The sequence below is a fragment of the Okeania hirsuta genome, from assembly GCF_003838195.1.
Classification (GTDB): domain Bacteria; phylum Cyanobacteriota; class Cyanobacteriia; order Cyanobacteriales; family Microcoleaceae; genus Okeania; species Okeania hirsuta.
The window spans coordinates 1-17,337 of the sequence record NZ_RCBY01000061.1 but is presented as its reverse complement, the minus strand read 5'-3'; the positions used below and the strand labels follow the sequence as shown (position 1 = coordinate 17,337).

10 protein-coding genes and 3 pseudogenes are annotated in these 17,337 nt (G+C 37.0%); 9 read left to right on the top strand and 4 right to left on the bottom strand.

Annotated elements, in window-relative coordinates:
- Positions 1-5: 5 nt before the first annotated feature.
- The 3 genes from surE to D5R40_RS12560 all read left to right on the top strand — a co-directional run bounded on the left by surE (position 6) and on the right by D5R40_RS12560 (position 4,943).
- Complete coding sequence (gene surE, locus D5R40_RS12570) at positions 6-698, top strand: 5'/3'-nucleotidase SurE (RefSeq protein ID WP_124142810.1); 693 nt, start codon at positions 6-8, stop codon at positions 696-698.
- Positions 692-2,950 carry an SMP-30/gluconolactonase/LRE family protein gene (locus D5R40_RS12565; protein ID WP_124142811.1) on the top strand — a complete coding sequence of 753 codons (2,259 nt, stop codon included), beginning with the start codon at positions 692-694 and terminating at the stop codon, positions 2,948-2,950. The genes surE and D5R40_RS12565 overlap by 7 nt, the downstream gene beginning before the upstream one ends.
- Before the next feature lie 1,459 nt (positions 2,951-4,409).
- Positions 4,410-4,943, top strand: coding sequence for a histidine kinase dimerization/phospho-acceptor domain-containing protein (locus tag D5R40_RS12560; protein WP_240038743.1), 534 nt, complete (start codon positions 4,410-4,412; stop codon positions 4,941-4,943).
- A 543-nt stretch (positions 4,944-5,486) separates the two neighbouring features.
- Here the strand turns inward: D5R40_RS12560 and D5R40_RS12555 are convergent.
- On the bottom strand, positions 5,487-8,171 hold the full coding sequence (locus D5R40_RS12555) for a HEAT repeat domain-containing protein (protein WP_124154716.1): 2,685 nt from the start codon (positions 8,169-8,171) through the stop codon (positions 5,487-5,489).
- A 1,048-nt stretch (positions 8,172-9,219) separates the two neighbouring features.
- Here D5R40_RS12555 and pip point away from each other — a divergent pair.
- Positions 9,220-10,167, top strand: a complete 948-nt coding sequence (pip, locus tag D5R40_RS12550) for a prolyl aminopeptidase (RefSeq protein WP_124142814.1) — start codon at positions 9,220-9,222, stop codon at positions 10,165-10,167.
- 239 nt (positions 10,168-10,406) lie between these two features.
- Here the strand turns inward: pip and D5R40_RS42000 are convergent, their stop codons facing one another.
- Both D5R40_RS42000 and D5R40_RS41995 read right to left on the bottom strand, forming a co-directional pair.
- Positions 10,407-10,889, bottom strand: coding sequence for a hypothetical protein (locus tag D5R40_RS42000; RefSeq protein ID WP_338043112.1), 483 nt, complete (start codon positions 10,887-10,889; stop codon positions 10,407-10,409).
- A complete protein-coding gene (locus D5R40_RS41995) occupies positions 10,876-11,193 on the bottom strand; it encodes a class I SAM-dependent methyltransferase (protein ID WP_339379578.1) in 318 nt (105 codons plus the stop codon). Before D5R40_RS41995 ends, D5R40_RS42000 begins: the two co-directional genes overlap by 14 nt.
- Positions 11,194-11,206: 13 nt before the next feature.
- Between D5R40_RS41995 and D5R40_RS12540 the strand changes: the two are divergent.
- A pseudogene (locus D5R40_RS12540) lies at positions 11,207-11,725 on the top strand (adenylate/guanylate cyclase domain-containing protein); the annotation flags it as partial.
- A 611-nt stretch (positions 11,726-12,336) separates the two neighbouring features.
- Here D5R40_RS12540 and D5R40_RS12535 read toward each other — a convergent pair.
- A complete protein-coding gene (locus D5R40_RS12535; protein WP_240038744.1) occupies positions 12,337-12,861 on the bottom strand; it encodes a pentapeptide repeat-containing protein in 525 nt (174 codons plus the stop codon).
- A gap of 358 nt (positions 12,862-13,219) precedes the next feature.
- Here D5R40_RS12535 and D5R40_RS12530 point away from each other — a divergent pair.
- The 4 genes and pseudogenes from D5R40_RS12530 to D5R40_RS35140 all read left to right on the top strand — a co-directional run bounded on the left by D5R40_RS12530 (position 13,220) and on the right by D5R40_RS35140 (position 17,266).
- Positions 13,220-13,935, top strand: a pseudogene (locus D5R40_RS12530) (IS1 family transposase).
- 652 nt (positions 13,936-14,587) lie between these two features.
- A pseudogene (locus tag D5R40_RS12525) lies at positions 14,588-15,271 on the top strand (Rpn family recombination-promoting nuclease/putative transposase).
- Between the two features lie 9 nt (positions 15,272-15,280).
- The gene (locus tag D5R40_RS41990) at positions 15,281-15,484 is read left to right on the top strand and encodes a DUF4351 domain-containing protein (protein ID WP_339379582.1); all 204 of its coding nucleotides are present in this window, start codon (positions 15,281-15,283) and stop codon (positions 15,482-15,484) included.
- A 1,608-nt stretch (positions 15,485-17,092) separates the two neighbouring features.
- On the top strand, positions 17,093-17,266 hold the full coding sequence (locus tag D5R40_RS35140) for a hypothetical protein (RefSeq protein ID WP_161564985.1): 174 nt from the start codon (positions 17,093-17,095) through the stop codon (positions 17,264-17,266).
- Positions 17,267-17,337 lie beyond the last annotated feature (71 nt).

Here is a 17,337-nt window from a genome sequence, read left to right as displayed (position 1 = left end):
AAATTATGACTTTTTTAGTAACTAATGATGATGGGATTGATGCTCCCGGTATTCAAGCCTTACACAAAGCATTGTTTCAAGTAACCACTGATCCGATTGTAGTTGTTGCTCCTAAAGAGCACCAGTCTGGCTGTGGTCATCGGGTTAATATTCGCACCGTTATTCCTGTAGAATGGCGCTCCGACACTGAGGTGAGTGTAGACAGTACCCCAGCAGATTGTGTTCGTCTGGGCATCAACTATCTCTATGACGATATCCATTTTGTCGTTTCTGGAATTAATGGTGGTTGTAATCTAGGTTCAGATATTTATCCTTCAGGAACCATAGCTGCTGCTAGGGAAGCCACCCAACATAGGATTCCTGCCATTGCCTTTTCTCATTTTAAACGCACTGACTGGGAGTTAGACTGGGAGCGAGCCACCCAATGGACAGTGCGGGTGTTGCAGGAATTACTAACTCAAACCGTCGATCCTGGGACATTATGGAGTGTTAATTTTCCCCACCTAGAGCCGGGATCGCCAGAGCCAGAGATTGTCTTCTGTTCCCTGTGTACCCGTCCCCTACTCACGGAATTTGTGAAGCAAGAGAATGGGTATCTTTATGTGGGAGACGATATCAACCGCAAGTCTGATTCCGGTACAGATGTTGATGTGTGTTTGTCAGGGAACATTGCGATCGCCAAATACTGTTTATGGTAAAAAATATTTATTCTCAGTTCACACTTAAAGTTGCCACAGTAACTGTAATTAATCCATCCGATAAACTAATTCCTATTTTGGTTTTGTGTCCATCTCAGAATGAAAAACAGTTATTTTATCGTGCTGAATTTTCTGATTATTGTTTTCATTGCCTAGAATATTCCTGTTTACAAACTACCCCACCGAAAATCAAAGATCGAGTAGATTTAGTAGCTTTTTGCCAAGATGCGATAGCTTATGCCCAAGCACATCAAATTGTGGCTATTTACTATAGTTTTGATATTGCCAATTTGGTAGCAGCAATAGTTTGTGAAAAGCTTAATTTATTTGGTCCTCGTTTTGAAAGTGTGGTGCAATGTTTTCATAAATTTTATGCCCGTAAAATTGATTCCTATGCCCCTGGTTACTCTGTTGTGCAATGGGAAAATGAAGGGAAATTGACAATTGATGAGCAGATTTTAACTAAACTGAAGTTTCCCCTATTTGTGAAGCCAGTTTGCTCCAGTTACGGTATGTTTTGTGGGAAGATAAATAAACCAGAACAGTTACCAGAATTATGCAACAATCTTGCCAAGAATTATCAACCTTGGTGGCAAATGTATCAGGTTTTGTTCCAAGAATTTATTGATAGCAGAAAATACCCTCTAGCTACAACATCTCAAGTTCCCCTTTTAGTGGAAGAGATGGTTTCTGGTCAACCTTTAACCTGTGATGGTTTTGTCTATCAAGGACAGGTTCATTTTGTCGGTTTAGTGGACACATTGGAAGCCGAAGATGGCTCAGTTGATTGTTATATTTTTCCTGCTCAAGTTAGTTGTAAACAACAGCAAAATATTTACGCTCGGGTGACTAATTTTATTCAAGATAGTGGTTTAGATAACAGCTTTTTCAGTGCAGAATTTTGGCTTCAAGGGCAAGATACCCCGATCTTAATTGAAATAAATGCCCGCATGAGTGCAACCTTTGGCTTTCTATATCAGCAGAGTCTGAATTTTAATTTACCCAAAGCTGCCCTGAAATTAGCTCAGGGAATTTGTCCCCAAGCTCCTCAACACCGATCAGAAGAAGAAATAATCACCACTTGTCGTCTGTATATTTCCACTCGTAAAAGTGGTCTTGCCTCAACACTGTTTGATTTTAACCTTGCTCAACAAACTCTTGATTGCTCACAATTGATTACTTTTAATTGTGAACCAGGAGAACAAATTCAAGACACTCACTATCATCCTACTCCCCTCGCAGAACTCAACCTTGTGGGTGCTAACCGAGCTGCTCTACAATTTTACGGGGAACACCTACGCAATGCCTTACTCTTAGAAAGACGCTCCCCAACCTATCAAGTTTCTGTTGTGCAAGACTGTCCTCTTCAAGGAGGTGAGGGACTTTGCTACGATGGGGAAACTAATCAACTATTTTGCTTAGACTACGGTAACCCTCAGCTAATTAAATTGTGCTTAACCACCTGCCAGGTGCAGAGATTTCCCTTACCTGGTTTGTGTTACGGTGTCGCAGTATTGACAAAAGGTACGTTGGTGTTGTCTGGAGAGTTGGGGCTAGTGCAATTTAATCTCCATACCCAGAAAATAACACCAATAATCGAAACCTATCAGGGTAAAAAGTTAGTTAGTAATGATGTAATTATCGACACAACAGGAAACATCTGGTTTAACACCATTAATGAGGATACCACAGGTATTAAGGACAAAGGAAAACTGCTAAAGTGCAATCCCCAAGGACAAATCCAGGAAATGTTTGCGGGACTAAGCTATGCTAATGGTATGGGATTATCCCCAGATGGGCGATCGCTCTACGTTGTAGATAGCTTGGAACGGTCGATTCACGTTTTCGTTGTTAATGGTGATTGTTCTGAGTTTTACCACGATCGCCAATTTATCGTTTCCCAGGAGCATGAAGGAGTACCTGATGGATTAGCTGTAGATCGTGCAGGTTATCTTTGGGTTACATTTTGGTTTGGTGGTAAGGTAGTTTGTATTGATCCGCGATCGCAAGCAAGAGTCAGAGAGATTATTCTACCTGTGATGAATATTAGTAGCGTGACAATTGTTGACTCCAAATGCAATTGCCCTGCCGACTCACCTTGGAAATTGTTTGCTTGCTCATCCATAGTTCCTTGGTTAGGGGGGAAATTATTAGCACCTTGGTACGTAGATGATTTGGTAGTCGAACAACGAGGATATCTTTTTGAACTTCGCGAGAGTGAAAAAATCGGGGGAGATAACAATATATGGTAAGATAAACAAATGTCTAATTACTCCGATGAAGATAAATTACTAATAATGTACCAGGTTTCTAATATATTTTTCTGGTTTCTTTGGCGCTTTTTATATATCAATAAATTTCGGAGGCCGACTTGCTTGAAAAGTGAGTATTTTTCGGGTAGCAAAAGCCGAAAAATCACTCTTACTATTGTTTGGGCCACTGACTCTGTAATTCCCATTTATTCTACCTCCTAACTACTGCCTACTGTCTACCCTCGCAAAAAGACTTTCCATACGCAAACCCTAATCAACAACTACCTCTTCTTTGAAAGGAGAGGATTGACTCAAAGGAAAATTTTTCCTTCTGCCCTCTGTGTTCAACTCCCGCTACCTTCGTTTATTAATTTTTAATTAGGGCTTGCTGATTAATTCTCAAAGCATTGACTGATATTGGTTGTAGCATTTTTTTGTCGAAAAAAGTGCCAGCTTTTCAGTGGCAAGAGCTGCATAAAGCTAGTATTTTGGGATGATTATGGCAGAAAAATTGAGGGACAACTTTTCCGACTACCTACTCTATAATTCCCATTTCTCCTGACTCCTGACTCCTTCCTTCACTCATAAGACTTTCTCAGCAAACCCTAATTATTCATTATTAATTATTCGGTAAAGTAGTCTTTTACTGCACTTTTTACTTTTTATATTCCCCAAAACCTATAATTTTGTAGCTCATGCTTTTTGGGAATTGCTATAATCTAAAAATACAGCATATTTTAAACTAATGTGGTACAACTGACGGGGTCAATATTTTGTGCTTGTTCACTACCCTAATTCCCATCTTTCCTACTCCCTAAAAATCAATATATGTACCTCTTAACGAAGTCAGAAGTCAGAAGTTAACCCACCCCTAACCCAACCCACCCCCGCTCCTCCCAGGAGGGGAGCCAGGAGGGGAAGTAGGGGATGCGTGAGCAACTCTCCAAAAATATTGCGCCTTAAAAGGCGGGGTTTTAGACCCACATTATTTTGATAACTTCGGAAACTGCTGTATGTAGATAAAATTGAGTCTAATAGACATCTCCAAAAAATCAAAATAAAATCAATTATTATCCATAAATTATCAATTATTTATCCCTATTCCCTATTACCTATTCCCTCTATTTTAAAGACTATGGCATCTATAAATCAAGATTTCTCGATCGAGAATACTAGAAAAAATTCCCTGCGCAACGTTTTTATTGTACCTTTTGTTTGACAAATATTAACAACATTTGCATTAATTGGTTATCTTTCTTTTAGAAATGGAGAAAAAGCAGTTAATCGATTAGCAAGTCAATGGGAACATGAAGTTACAAACCGTGTTGAAGACCACCTAAATCATTGTCTAGAATACCCTCATATTATTGTTCAAAGTAATATCAATGCTATTCAACTCGAACAACTAAATACCACCAATATTGATACTTTAGCCTTTCATTTCATTAAACAAATTCAATTGTATAAATTTGTTTCTGCTATTTATTTTGCAGGTGACTATGAAAATGGAGAATATGCTCAAGGCAGACGAAATATAGATGGTACTCTAAATATAAAAGTATTTGAAGATTTTCCCAATCGTGTCGATTATCTCGTAAATAAAGAAGGTCAGCGTATTAAAAAGCTGCAAAGTGTAGTAGTAATTATGACAGTACGTTTAGTTACCGCACCTATACTCAAACTTAATTGTGCTGCCAAAAAAATTACTCAAGGTAAATGGGAAACTCAACTCCACATTAACCGTAACGATGAAGTGGGAGAACTGACTCACTCTTTTAATTGTATGGCAAACCAACTGAAAAATTCCTTTAAATCTCTAGAAGCAAACAACGAACAACTCAAGCAACTCGATCGCCTCAAAGACGAATTTTTAGCCAACACTTCTCACGAACTACGAACCCCCCTCAATGGTATTATCGGTATCGGTGAATTTCTTTTAGAAAGCAATACAGAAAAATTGAATTCAGTCACCACTGGCAACTTAACGATTTAAATATTGGGGGTGGGGAGTGTGGGGAGGTGGAGAAAGTGTGGATAGAATTATAAACATATACTGTATAACCAGATTCTATATAATTTATCTTTCTCCTAATCATAAATTTATTCAGCAACGCCCCAAAACTTAATATTATATCATGTCCGGTAGCATCGGTATTGTAAGCGTGAAGGTAAGGAAGAGGGAAGAAGGCTTAAAAGCTGGAAAAAAGGCTTAAAAGCTGGAAAAAACGTAAATTTCCTGTAGATATTCACCCTTGATTTTACACAAACGATACCAACGGACATGATATTAAAGGTGCGTGATGGCTCAACTATGAGTCTATTATCGTCACACACCTTACTTATATCATGTTCCCCTCCGGGGGAGCTACGAATTGCGGATAATCAGTTATAATAAACCTTCTGCCTTCTAACCTTGCTCTTTCCCTTCAGCATAGCTGCCCTCTGCCTTCTGCCTTTGGTCCACAGATATTATAAGTATTCAACCGAACATGATATTATACTGCTTGAAACTTGTTGCAGATATAGCCTATGTCCGCTAAAATCCTTTTAAAGTTTTCAGGGCAAACTTTTGCACTTGCTCATCTGAGTCATTTTCGGCTCGATCGCTCAATATCTGGAGAATCTGAGTATTCTCTTGATATTGTTCGAGAATTGCCTCTAAAGCAGTTTGGCGCGGGTTATCTTCCCACTCCTCCTGGCGTACAAATGGATCGGAGTATGTGCGAGTGCAGAAAAATTCAAACATTCCTGGTTCATCATGCCAACCTAAAGCTAACTGCTGTATTGCTGAACGTCGTACATAAAAATTCTCATCAGACTCAGCTAGTTTTTTGAGCATAATAACCGCAAAAGGATCGTTTTTTCCCAGCATAGCAAATAATTCTAAAGCAGTTTGTCGCACATAAAAACTACGATCGCTCATAGCTACTTGTTTGATAATTTCTATTACCTCAGGGTCATATTGCCAACAAATACCTAACTCAACCACTGCTGTTTGCCGGACGCACACATCCTCGTCAGAAATAGCTAATTTTTTAAATAACGCTAATGTCTCAGGGTTATGCTTCCAACCGAGAGCTAATTGCTGCATTGCTGCTTGTCGTACTTCTCGTTCATCTGTAGACTCTACCCTTTGTTTGAGAATAGTAAAAGTATCAGGGTCATCTTTCCAACCAAGAGCTAATTGTTGCATTGCTAGCTGTTGTAAATCTGGACATTGAGCTGATACAGCCAGCTTTTTGAGAGCAGACATGGTCTCAGGGTCATCCTTCCAAGTAGTAGCTAATTGTAGTACTGCTGACTGTTGTAGCTGTGAACAATTGCCAGACACAACCAGTTGTTTGATAATATTTAGAGTGTCGGGATCGTCTTTCCAATCTGTAGCTAACTGTTCCATTGTTGCCTGTTGCACATAAGAACACGGATCGTCAACTGCTTGTTGTTTGAGCCAAGCTAAGATATTAGGATCGTCCTTACCATCATTGCCTAGTTTAACGACTGCTGCTACTCGCACATCTGAACATCCGTCAGATACAGCAATTTGTTGCAGAGTTGCCAAAGTATCACCGTCATTTTTCCAAGTAGTAGCTAACAATTCCATTGCTGCTATGCGTACTTCTGAAAATTTATCGGATAATGCTGCTTGTTTAATTGTAGCGATCGCCTCTGGGTGATCTTTCCAACCTGTGACCAACATCTCCATTGCTGCAATTTGTACATCGTGGCGATCGTCAGACAAAGCAACTTTTTTGACTACTTCAAAAGTCTCAGGATCGTCATGCCAAGCAGTAGCTAGTTGTTCAACTGCTAACTTCCTAGCGTGCCAACAATCATCTTGGAAAACGACTTGTTTGAGAATACTCAAAGTATCAGGGTCATCTTTCCAACCGATAGATAATTCTCGTATTGCAGCCACTCGTGCATCAGAGTTAGACAGAGCCAATTTTTTCAGGAGAGCTAAAACACTAGGGTCATCTTTCCACCCAACAGTTAATTGTGCTACTGCTATCTCTCCCACTACCCAGCACTCAGGAGACTCAGCCTGCTGTTTGAGAAAAGTCAACACATCTGGGTCATGTTGCCAAAATGCACCCAACTGTACTACTGCCAGTTCTCGCATCCGCCAACATTCATCTGACTGCACAACCTGTTTCAGAATAGCTACTGTATCAGAGTCTTTTTGCCAGTTTTCGATTAAATAGCCCATTGCTGCTTTTCGCACTTCTGAAGCTGTGTCTGATATAGCCAACTTTTTCATAATAGCTACTGTATCAGAATTTTCCTTCCAATCTGTTACTAACTGTTCCACTGCTGCAAGTCGGACATGAGAACACTGGTCAAATTCTGCCAGTTGTTTGAGGGTTAATAGCGTATCTGGATCGCTTCCCAAATTTTCTGCTAGTTGACTCATCGCAGCTCGTCTTACCTCTGAAGCTTGAGCAGACAAAGCCAATTGTTTCAGAATAGTTCCAGTATCGATGTCATCTTTTGCCAGTTTAGCTAACTTGAATACTGCTTCTGAAGCCACATAAGGGCTTGGATCAGACATTGCCATTCCTTTGAGCCAAGCTAAAGTCTTGCGGTCGTACTTCCCATCTTGATTTAATTTTTCTATGATGGTTAAACGTACTCCCCAATGTTTATCTGATTCTGCTCTTTGTCTTAGCCAGGTGAGAGTATCTATATCTTGCCAACCTTCAGCTAAAAGTTCTACTGCTGTTTCCCGCAAAGCTTCATCAACATCGGATACAGCTCGTTGTTTCAAAAATGCTAGGGTATCTGGCTCATTTTGCCAGTTTTGGGCTAACTGTTTTAATGCTGCATAACGTACATTTGAGGAACGATATTGATCTGCCAAAATCAGTTGTTTCAGGAAAGCGATCGTATTTGGATCGTCATGCCAACCTGTAGTTAATTGGGTAAGTATGGCTTCTTGTACCCACCAATATTCATTGTTAGATACTACAAATTGTTTAAGAAAAGGTAAAATATTAGGATCGTTTTGCCTGCCTTGGACAAGATATTCTGTTGCAGCTCTCCGCACATCTGGACATCCATCGGATATAGCTAATTGTTTAAGAATAGCTACAGTATCCGGGTGATTTTTCCATTCTATGGCTAGCTTTTCCAATGCTGCTATTCGCTGTTCTGGGTCTTCGTCAAACACCACTTGACGTTTGAGGGAAGATAAAGTGTGAGAGTCATTTTTGAGCATTATCATAATGGCCTATTGTAAGTTAATAGTTTTTTTAGCTTTACGTTTAACTTGGATATTTGTAGGGAAAGTTTCACAAACTGAGTCTATTATAAGTTAAATTAAATAAATAGAATTGCATCCTCAATAGATTTTATATAGATTAATAGTTGTATAGGTATGTGTAGACTAATTCCTGAATTCTCGAATTTCAGGAATATATGTCCAGCTAGTTGCCTATACATCAATTTCGCCTATAGGTTAAACAGGAAAGATATTACTTAGTATTAATAAATATCTCTAGAAAATAGGTAGTAAGGAGTAGGGAGTATGCGGAAATAATTAATAATTTATTTACGAAAATTAATTTTATTTTTTATAATTGGATATTTCTAAATAATGACATCATGAAATCTACAAGTAAGTGATACCTATCACTCCTTGAAAAATCAAAATATAAGTATCGTATGCTATTCTTTGAATAATGGCAGAAGTGCGATCGCAGCTCTAAGGCAGAGGATACATCTACTCACGACGCTGTAGGCGATAACACTTTTAGGACTTACGCAGTATAATATATTTTCATCATTGTTACCCACAGGGCAGCAACCTCAAATCCCAGTTTTTCCTACTTTATGTGTAAGTCCTGACTTTGTTTTTGAGTTATAAATTCTTAATTTTTTGGCTTTCCTAATGTGAATCTAGGGTTGTTTCAAAAATCTTTAATTTATTAGGACGTATGCATTCAGCCGTCAGCTATCAGCTATCAGTTATTGCTTTTAGTTTACGATCAAAGCTTTATTAATTGTATCCCCACAAAAGTTAGTTCCCTTGACCTTAAAGTTAGTTGTTAATTTAAACACTGTTCTTAAAGAGAAAGTCTTTTTGCTGATAGCTGACTGCTAATAGCTGTTTGCGCAGCATTCCGTAGGAAATGCTTACATTAGGACTATTCATAATAGTATGTTACTTTTTTTATACTAAAAGTTATTTTAATTAATAATTAACAGTTGAAATAAATATTATTTAGCCTAAATTTTCTCTAAAATATTAATATAAATCTTGAAATATAACCATGCGAGAACTTTATCCACCCATTCAACCCTATCAAAGAGGCAATCTCAAAGTTTCCGATATTCACACTATTTATTATGAAGAATGTGGCAACCCCCAAGGTAAACCAGTAGTCTTTTTACATGGTGGACCAGGTGGTGGAATGATACCTCTTTATCGTCAATATTTTGACCCCAAAAAATGGCGAATTATACTATTTGACCAACGAGGTTGTGGCCGTAGTACTCCCCATGCTGAACTATCTCAAAATACTACCTGGGATTTAGTCAGTGATATAGAAAAACTACGAGTTCATCTCAGTATTGAAAAATGGGTGGTGTTTGGAGGTAGTTGGGGAAGTACTCTAGCATTAGCTTATAGTCAAACTCATCCAGAAAATTGCATAGGCTTAATTTTACGAGGTATTTTTATGGTGCGCCCGAAAGAAATTTCTTGGTTTTATCAAGAGGGTGCAAGTAATATTTTTCCTGATGCTTGGGAGGAATATTTAAAACCTATTCCTATAGAAGAAAGAGGTGATTTAGTTAAGGCTTATTACCAAAGATTAACCAGTACTGATGAAAAAGTTCAATTAGAAGCAGCACGCGCTTGGTCAATTTGGGAAGGAAGTACCAGTAAATTAATTCCAAATTCAAACGTATCACAACAGTTTGGGGATAGTTATTTTGCTTTAGCTTTTGCTAGAATAGAATGTCATTATTTTATTAACAAATGTTTTTTTGAACATGAAGAACAGTTATTAAAAAATGTCTATAAAATTCGGCATATCCCAGGAGTAATCGTACAAGGAAGATATGATATTGTTTGTCCGATGGTATCAGCTTGGGAGTTACATCAAGCTTGGCCGGAAGCTGAATTTATCGTAGTGCCAGATGCAGGACATTCAGTTTCTGAACCAGGAATTATAAATGCTCTAATTAAGGCAACTGATAAGTTGGCAATTCTATAAAAAAACAGAGGTATTTTACTTGATAATTGTCAGTATTTATCCTTGTTAAACTCTAAAGGTGTTAGGTTTTAAGTAGCAGGGTAAGCTGTTTTCACCTAAAGCCTAAAGCCTTCTTCAATATAACTTTCAATAATTCAAATCATTGCTGAAAATTCCTACTTTTATGTAACCATTCAGCATTTAATATATTTTTTCCATATCACTATTAAACGGATATTATATTAAACACAGAAATCATTCTAAACAAAACCACCAAATACTGCAAATTTATAATATTTCCAAGGAACAGCTACAGGTATAAAATTAGCTGTTGTTAACATCTCCAAATGGGCAGACAAACTAGCTAATTGGTCTTGATTAGAATAACCATAAGAATTGCTAGTACCCATTTTGGCATGAACTTCTGTTAAAGTAGTTCCTTGACTTATTGCCCACTCCTGCTGTATATGTTTAAACACCTCTGCTAATTCTGTAGTTGCAGGCAAAACAGGATCGGCATTCCAAAAACAACCTCCATAATTTAAGCTTTTTCTAATCTTTTGAAATAATTTTAATTTCATACTATCGCTCAGATGATGAATAGCGAGAGATGATACACAAGCATTAAAACCATCACCAATAGGGGATGATAAATCAGCGTTATTTGCCCACTCACCAAAATCCATTTCTATTTCAGTCCATCTATCTGTATACCCAGCAGCATCAATCTTAAGTTTGGGCAAATTCTAGCATCCGTGGAGAATAATCCACCGCTACTATCTGTGCGTTAGGATATTTATGTAATAGCTTTAAACTTAGTTCCCCAGTACCACAACCAAGTTCCAAAATGCGATCGCTATTTTTTTGCACACAACGCACTATGACATCCAACATTTCATCATATCGTGGTAATAAATGTCGAATACCTGTGTCAAAATTAACAGGATGACTGAATACTTCTCCTGGAAAAATATTTTGCTTTTCTAAAGGTAAATCTTGAGAATCGAAAAAATTTCTCAAATTGCTTTCTGGATTAAGATTTTTCATCAGGATTAATTCAGCTGATCTTGTTGGTTTTACTCAACTCTCAGAAAAAATTCTACCGGAAGATTTGGTAATATTGCTCAATAAAATTTTTTCAGAATTTGATAAGTTGAGCGATCGCCACGGGTTAGAAAAAATTAAAACTATCGGAGATGCTTACATGGTTGCTAGTGGTCTACCTACTCCACGAGCAGACCATGCCAAAGCTGCTGCAGAAATGGCTCTTGATATGCAACAAGAAATCAGCAAATTTAATTTACAGCATAATTTTGAACTCTGTATCCGCATTGGCATTAACACCGGACCTGTTGTTGCTGGGGTCATTGGCACGAAAAAGTATATTTACGACCTCTGGGGTGATGCAGTGAATACTGCCAGTCGCATGGAATCTCATGGAATTCCCGGTACGATTCAAGTTTCGACAAAAACTTACGATCTCTTACATAATCAGTATATTTTTAAGGAACGCGGTTCCATAGTAGTTAAAGGTAAGGGTGAAATGAAAACTTATTTATTGATTGGCAGAAAAGTATAGATAGAAAAAAAGAAATCAGGAATAAGGATTAAAAGAAAAATAAGACATCTAATTAAATTCCCATCGCCACTGAACATCAGAGAAAATATAAGTTGCTTCAGTTCACAGGGATGGTCTCTTGAGTATCCGTAATATCATGTCCGTTTAATTAGTTATAATAAAGTTCTTATATCATGTTCGGATAATCAGTTATAATAAACCTTCTGCCTTCTAACCTTGCTCTTTCCCTTCAGCATAGCTGCCCTCTGCCTTCTGCCTTTGGTCCACAGATATTATAAGTATTCAACCGAACATGATATTAGGTGGTAGGTCGTAGGTGTAAATTCAAGTGAGAATACTGGAAACAGAGCAGAAATTTGGGATATTCCTTCAAGATCGCTTCAACAGAACATTTTTATTATACTTAATCATCCGGACATGGTATAAGCACTTTAGTAAGTGAATTGGTTATTTTTCTTCAACAGTTTCATGCTGGATATATAGCAGTCACTATTACTGTATTTGACTTATGAAATAGCTACAAACTTGGGAATATCAATAATCAAACTTCTTCTTTCTTCCTTCTGCTATATTTGTTATGTTGATGAAAAAAGAACCTCAATTTATCAAAATTAGAGTTTAGGAGGACACCCCAAACTATCGCGGGTAGCTACTCCTGTAATAGGATTAATTCCTGAAGCATTTTTACACATTAATTTTACCTGATAGCGGTCTACTATTGCTCGAGAAAAATCTGCCCCTGTCACCACTGCATTACTGAAGGTGCTACTACTCAACATAGCATCTGTAAAAATAGCATTAGTTAAGTCAGTTTGATCGAAAGTGACTCGATCTGCAAAAGTATCAGTAAAATCTGTTTCACTTAAGTTTGCCCGAAAAAAGTCTCCCTTAGTAATAATTGTTCGTTGCATATTTGCCCCTTGAAAATTTGCACCCCGCATTTCTGCACCAGCAAAGGAAGTACCTTGCAAATCTTTATTAGAAAAATCTCGATAGTTTAAATCTGTAAGAGTATAGTTTACAGTATTTTCCTGTGCTTGAGCTAAATCAATATGAATTGGTAAAATACCTACGACAGCCAATATTAATACCAATACTAAAAATCCTGTTTTCACCACTACAATAACTGCTCCCAAAGTTGAGTATAACTAAATAATAAATATACCAAATTAGAGACCATCTTAACGAAGTCAGAAGCCAGAAGTTAGAAGTCAGATAAAGTCGCTGTGGGTAGGGCGACCTACAGAAATTATTTTTGTCATGGGGATAGATGAGCAACCCTCCAAAAATATTTCGCCAAAGCGGGGTGGTACGACCCAATTATAGCGCTACGCGCAAGGCAACAGGCAACAGGCAATAGGCAACAGGCGAATACAAAAGGGTTTCAGCTTTTATTTATGTCAAACACCTTAATGTGTAGTGCTATATTTTGATAAAAATAAAAAATTTGGGTGTTGCACAATAGAGAATGATATTCTAGAATTTTCTAGACAGATGGACTGTCCTGATTGTCAAAGTCATAAAGTAGTGAAAAATGGTCATCGTCAGGGCAAACAGAGTTATCTGTGCCCTAACTGTGGCCGTCAATGCGCGAGAAAGCCCCTGTCCTGCGGGTTATAGTTCTGATCTTAAAGAGCTTTGTGTGAAAATGTCCCTATTTGCCATGGGATTGGGAGCCATTGAGAGAGTGACTGGTATTTCCCATAACACAGTGCTCAACTGGGTACGACTTGCACCAAGCACAGATTCCCGATAGTAACTATGAAATACCTCAAACAGCTCACGCTAGATGAACTACAAACTTTTATTGGCTCAAAAAAAACCAAATTTGGGTCTGGAGAGTAGTCAACAGCAAAATGCCAGGAATTCTGAAGTTTGTACGGGGGCGCTCGCTCGTTAGTTACCTTCACTATATTGTGGCAGATGATTCACGCCTGGGCCGGTTTTCTTGAGATTACAGATGGATATCAGGTTGATCCCTGTTTAATCGACGATTGCGTTCGCGAAGTTCGGTGCGGAGCACGCTTCACCTAGTAAGCACCCGCAGCGATGACCAGAGTAGAAGGAGAAAACTGCCGTCATTGACACTACGCACGCTAGGTTACATCGTAAAACTTTGTGTTATTCCAAGTCCATTGATTATGTTTTACAGATCAATTCACCTGCTGATCTATTGTTTGAAACATCGTCAAGTTCCTCAATTCTCATAATCATTCGTCACTGTGCAACGCCACTTTGACACTCATCATTGATTTTTTTATTTTCCTACCTTAAATACCTCTTCATGACCATCTTTAGCTTTTTTTTACATAGCTTTTTTTTACAAACAGTCTCTTAGATTTTTGTTAAATGCTCAATTTGATATGAAGAAAAAAAACCTTATAACAACGGAGATACTTTATAATCATAAGTAAAACTTATAGTAGATTTCCAGAAATCAGAAAGGCTTGTTTTCATCGAATCTTCACAAAACTCAGCCAGGACTCTAACGGTACTTTGATATTTGTATGCAGTGAAAATGGCTTCAAACCCAATAGGGGCAAGGGTAATTTCAGTTATCAGTTATTAGTTATCAGTACCTCTGCAATAAGGAGGCTTGAAATATAGAATATTCTCTTTTTTATTCCCTTAAAAGAGGAGGCTTCAGACCACAATTTCTCGGTAATATATGAACAGGCTAAAAATGGCTCAAACCTAGATATATCAACAAACATCCTGATTAGATGTAAAACCTTTACTGTATAAGCTTTTGATGCTATTTTGAACTGATTTTTTGTTAAAATTTCTATATTATACTAATCTTTGCCTTCTATAGCTACAATATTTTTCATAACTTCTGAGATTAACTGTATCAAAAGTATTATGAGATTTATTAACCCAAAAGTCGATTATGCCTTTAAAAAAATATTTGGATCGGAACAAAGCAAAGAGATTTTAATTAGCTTTCTGAATGCGATTATTTATGAAGGAGAGAAAGTAATTGAATCTTTGACAATTGTCAATCCTTATAATCCCGGTCAGATAATATCATTAAAGGAGACTTATTTAGATATAAAAGCAGTTTTAAGAGATGGCTCTCTGGTAGTAATTGAAATGTAAGTGGCGCGAATGACTGCTTTTAGCAAACGGGTAGCTTATAACCTAGCTAAAGCTTATGCCAATCAATTAGAAAAAGGAGAAGATTATCCTCTATTAAATCCAGCAATTGCGGTGACTATTACTGATTTTATTCTGTTTAATAATACTGAGGGTGTGATTAATAAATTTGTGTTTCAAGAGGAAATCAAAAAGTTTGAATGCCTGGAGCGAGAATTGCGGTTAATTTTTGTAGAATTACCAAAGTTTAAGAGAACTTTGTCAGAGTTGAATAGTTTGACTGATAAGTTGATTTATTTTTTGAAAGAGGCAGCTACTTTGCATGAAATACCAGAAAATTTGGGAGAAGTATCAGAGATAGAAATGGCTTTAAATATTGCCAATAAAATTAATATGACGGCAGAAGAACTAGATATAGTTGACCGTCGGGGAATAACCTTGCAAGATTAAAGAGGGCGAATAATTTATGCGGTAGAACAAGGACGACTTAATCAAACAATAGTCTTAATCATGCGTCAACTGAAAAAGTGTTTTGGAGAAATTTCAGTAACTATAAGTAGTCAAGTGGAAGATTTATCCATTGAAAATTTAGAAAGTTTAGGAGAAGATTTTTTAGACTTCAAAAGTCTGGAAGATTTATTGAGTTGGTTAGAGAAACGTTAGTTGTTTTAATAAGTTAGGTGATCGCTTCCTACAATGGCCTTATATTTTGAGGAGGCGATCGCTCTTAATATTAGTAATCCTTTAATAAGTGCTTTATCAAAAGTATTTTTCTTCTGTAATTAAGGATTAAATAATTTCTGTCTGTTCATCAAACTCTGGAGTCTTACCAACTAACAGCAAAGCAAAAAAGTCTGATTCAAGACAAGAATCTTCTAAATTGGTAAATCTTCTACAATTAGATTAATTGTGTAATAAGTAAAATCTGAAAAAAGTCTGCTGTCATGTTCTGATAATTTAGCCAGGATATTGTAGGTAGGCAAATTAAGTTCAGCCCAACAAATATATTTTTTGTTGGGTTAACCTTTGAGAAGCAATCTCAGGTCTCTCAACCCAACCTGCAAGAGACTGTTTTTCTGATTAGACATCTAGCAGACTCGATCATCAGAAGCCAAAGAAAGTAATTTCTAAATCAATTCCAAAATTACTCAAATTCTGGATAAAATACTCTCCCAAAATCTTGAGAGAGCTGACCAATAAACAAAACTAATTTAATTACTCAAGAATAAATGTATTTATTAGAGAGTATTTGTCCTAATTCAAGACTTAATTTCACCTCTCTATTATGTATGTGGTTTTCTAATCTGGTTTTGTGACAGTGGCGATCGCAAATTTATTATTAAACATCTCTTTTTTTTATGAGTTAATTGAGATTTAGACCAGTTGCCAAAAATCTTTCTTTGTCGGCGCATTTTGTTAGAGATATTTTCCATTTGCTTCCCTTATTTCCTGAAAAAATCTCTAATTTATGACAACTCAAAATAACTCTCAAATCTTCACTTTCCTGCAGGAGTCGCGATTGCCCTCTTCTACCATTTCACGGAAATTAAAAGTCAAAAGTCAAAAGTAAGATTAGCATTCCATTACTAAAATCAAAAAACAGTTTCCCGCCATAACGCCAAAATATAAATTTAAACAATAAAATTAACTCTTATAATTTTTTCTGCTTATCAAAAAAATCTCTTGTTTTAGCTAATTATTACAAAATATTTCACGGACTTGCGTTATTTCAGCGATTTGGTATCATATAGATACATAGTATATTGTGTCAGTCTTCTGTTTAAAAATAAAAAGTTTTGTCTAGAAAAAGCTACAACCTTCTATTTTTCGTCAATATAGGGTGCAAAAATTTATACTTTCTCCACGGATGAATAAATCTCAAAAAAACAAATTTTGAACAAGTATCGGTGCTTAAGCAATTATAGCCATTGACAAATTTCTTTTTTATAGAGTAAAAAAAATTCTCTTCAAGATCAAATATTCCAGAAATGCCTAAATAGGGTTTGCTGAATAAAGTCTTTTGCTATGGGTAGGAGTCAACCCACCCCTAACCCCTCCGGTGGAGGGGAAGTCAGGAGGACCGAGTCAGAATAAATGGGAATTATAGAGGAGGTAGTCGGAATAATTGTCCCTTGATTTTTCTATCCTTGTCTGCCCAAAATCCTAACTTTTTGGCAGCTCAAGCTTAAAAAGTTGCACTTTTTTTCAGTATAAAAAGGCTGAAGCTCTTATCTGTAAATGCTTTGAGAATTAATCAGCAAGCCCTCAATAATGCTCGATCTATATTTTGATTTTGTTCTTAGAGCGATCGCCAATCAAAATTCCTCACCTCAACCCAAAGAGGCGATCGCGCAAAATTATAGTGGTTTTTATCAAAATGGAACACAGACTAAGAACTGCAATTTTTGTAGAGACCCTTTATGGAAAGTCTCTACTATGGTCTAACAAAACTTAAACTTCTATTTTTGTAGAGACCCTTTATGGAAAGTCTCTACTATGGTCTAACAAAACTTAAA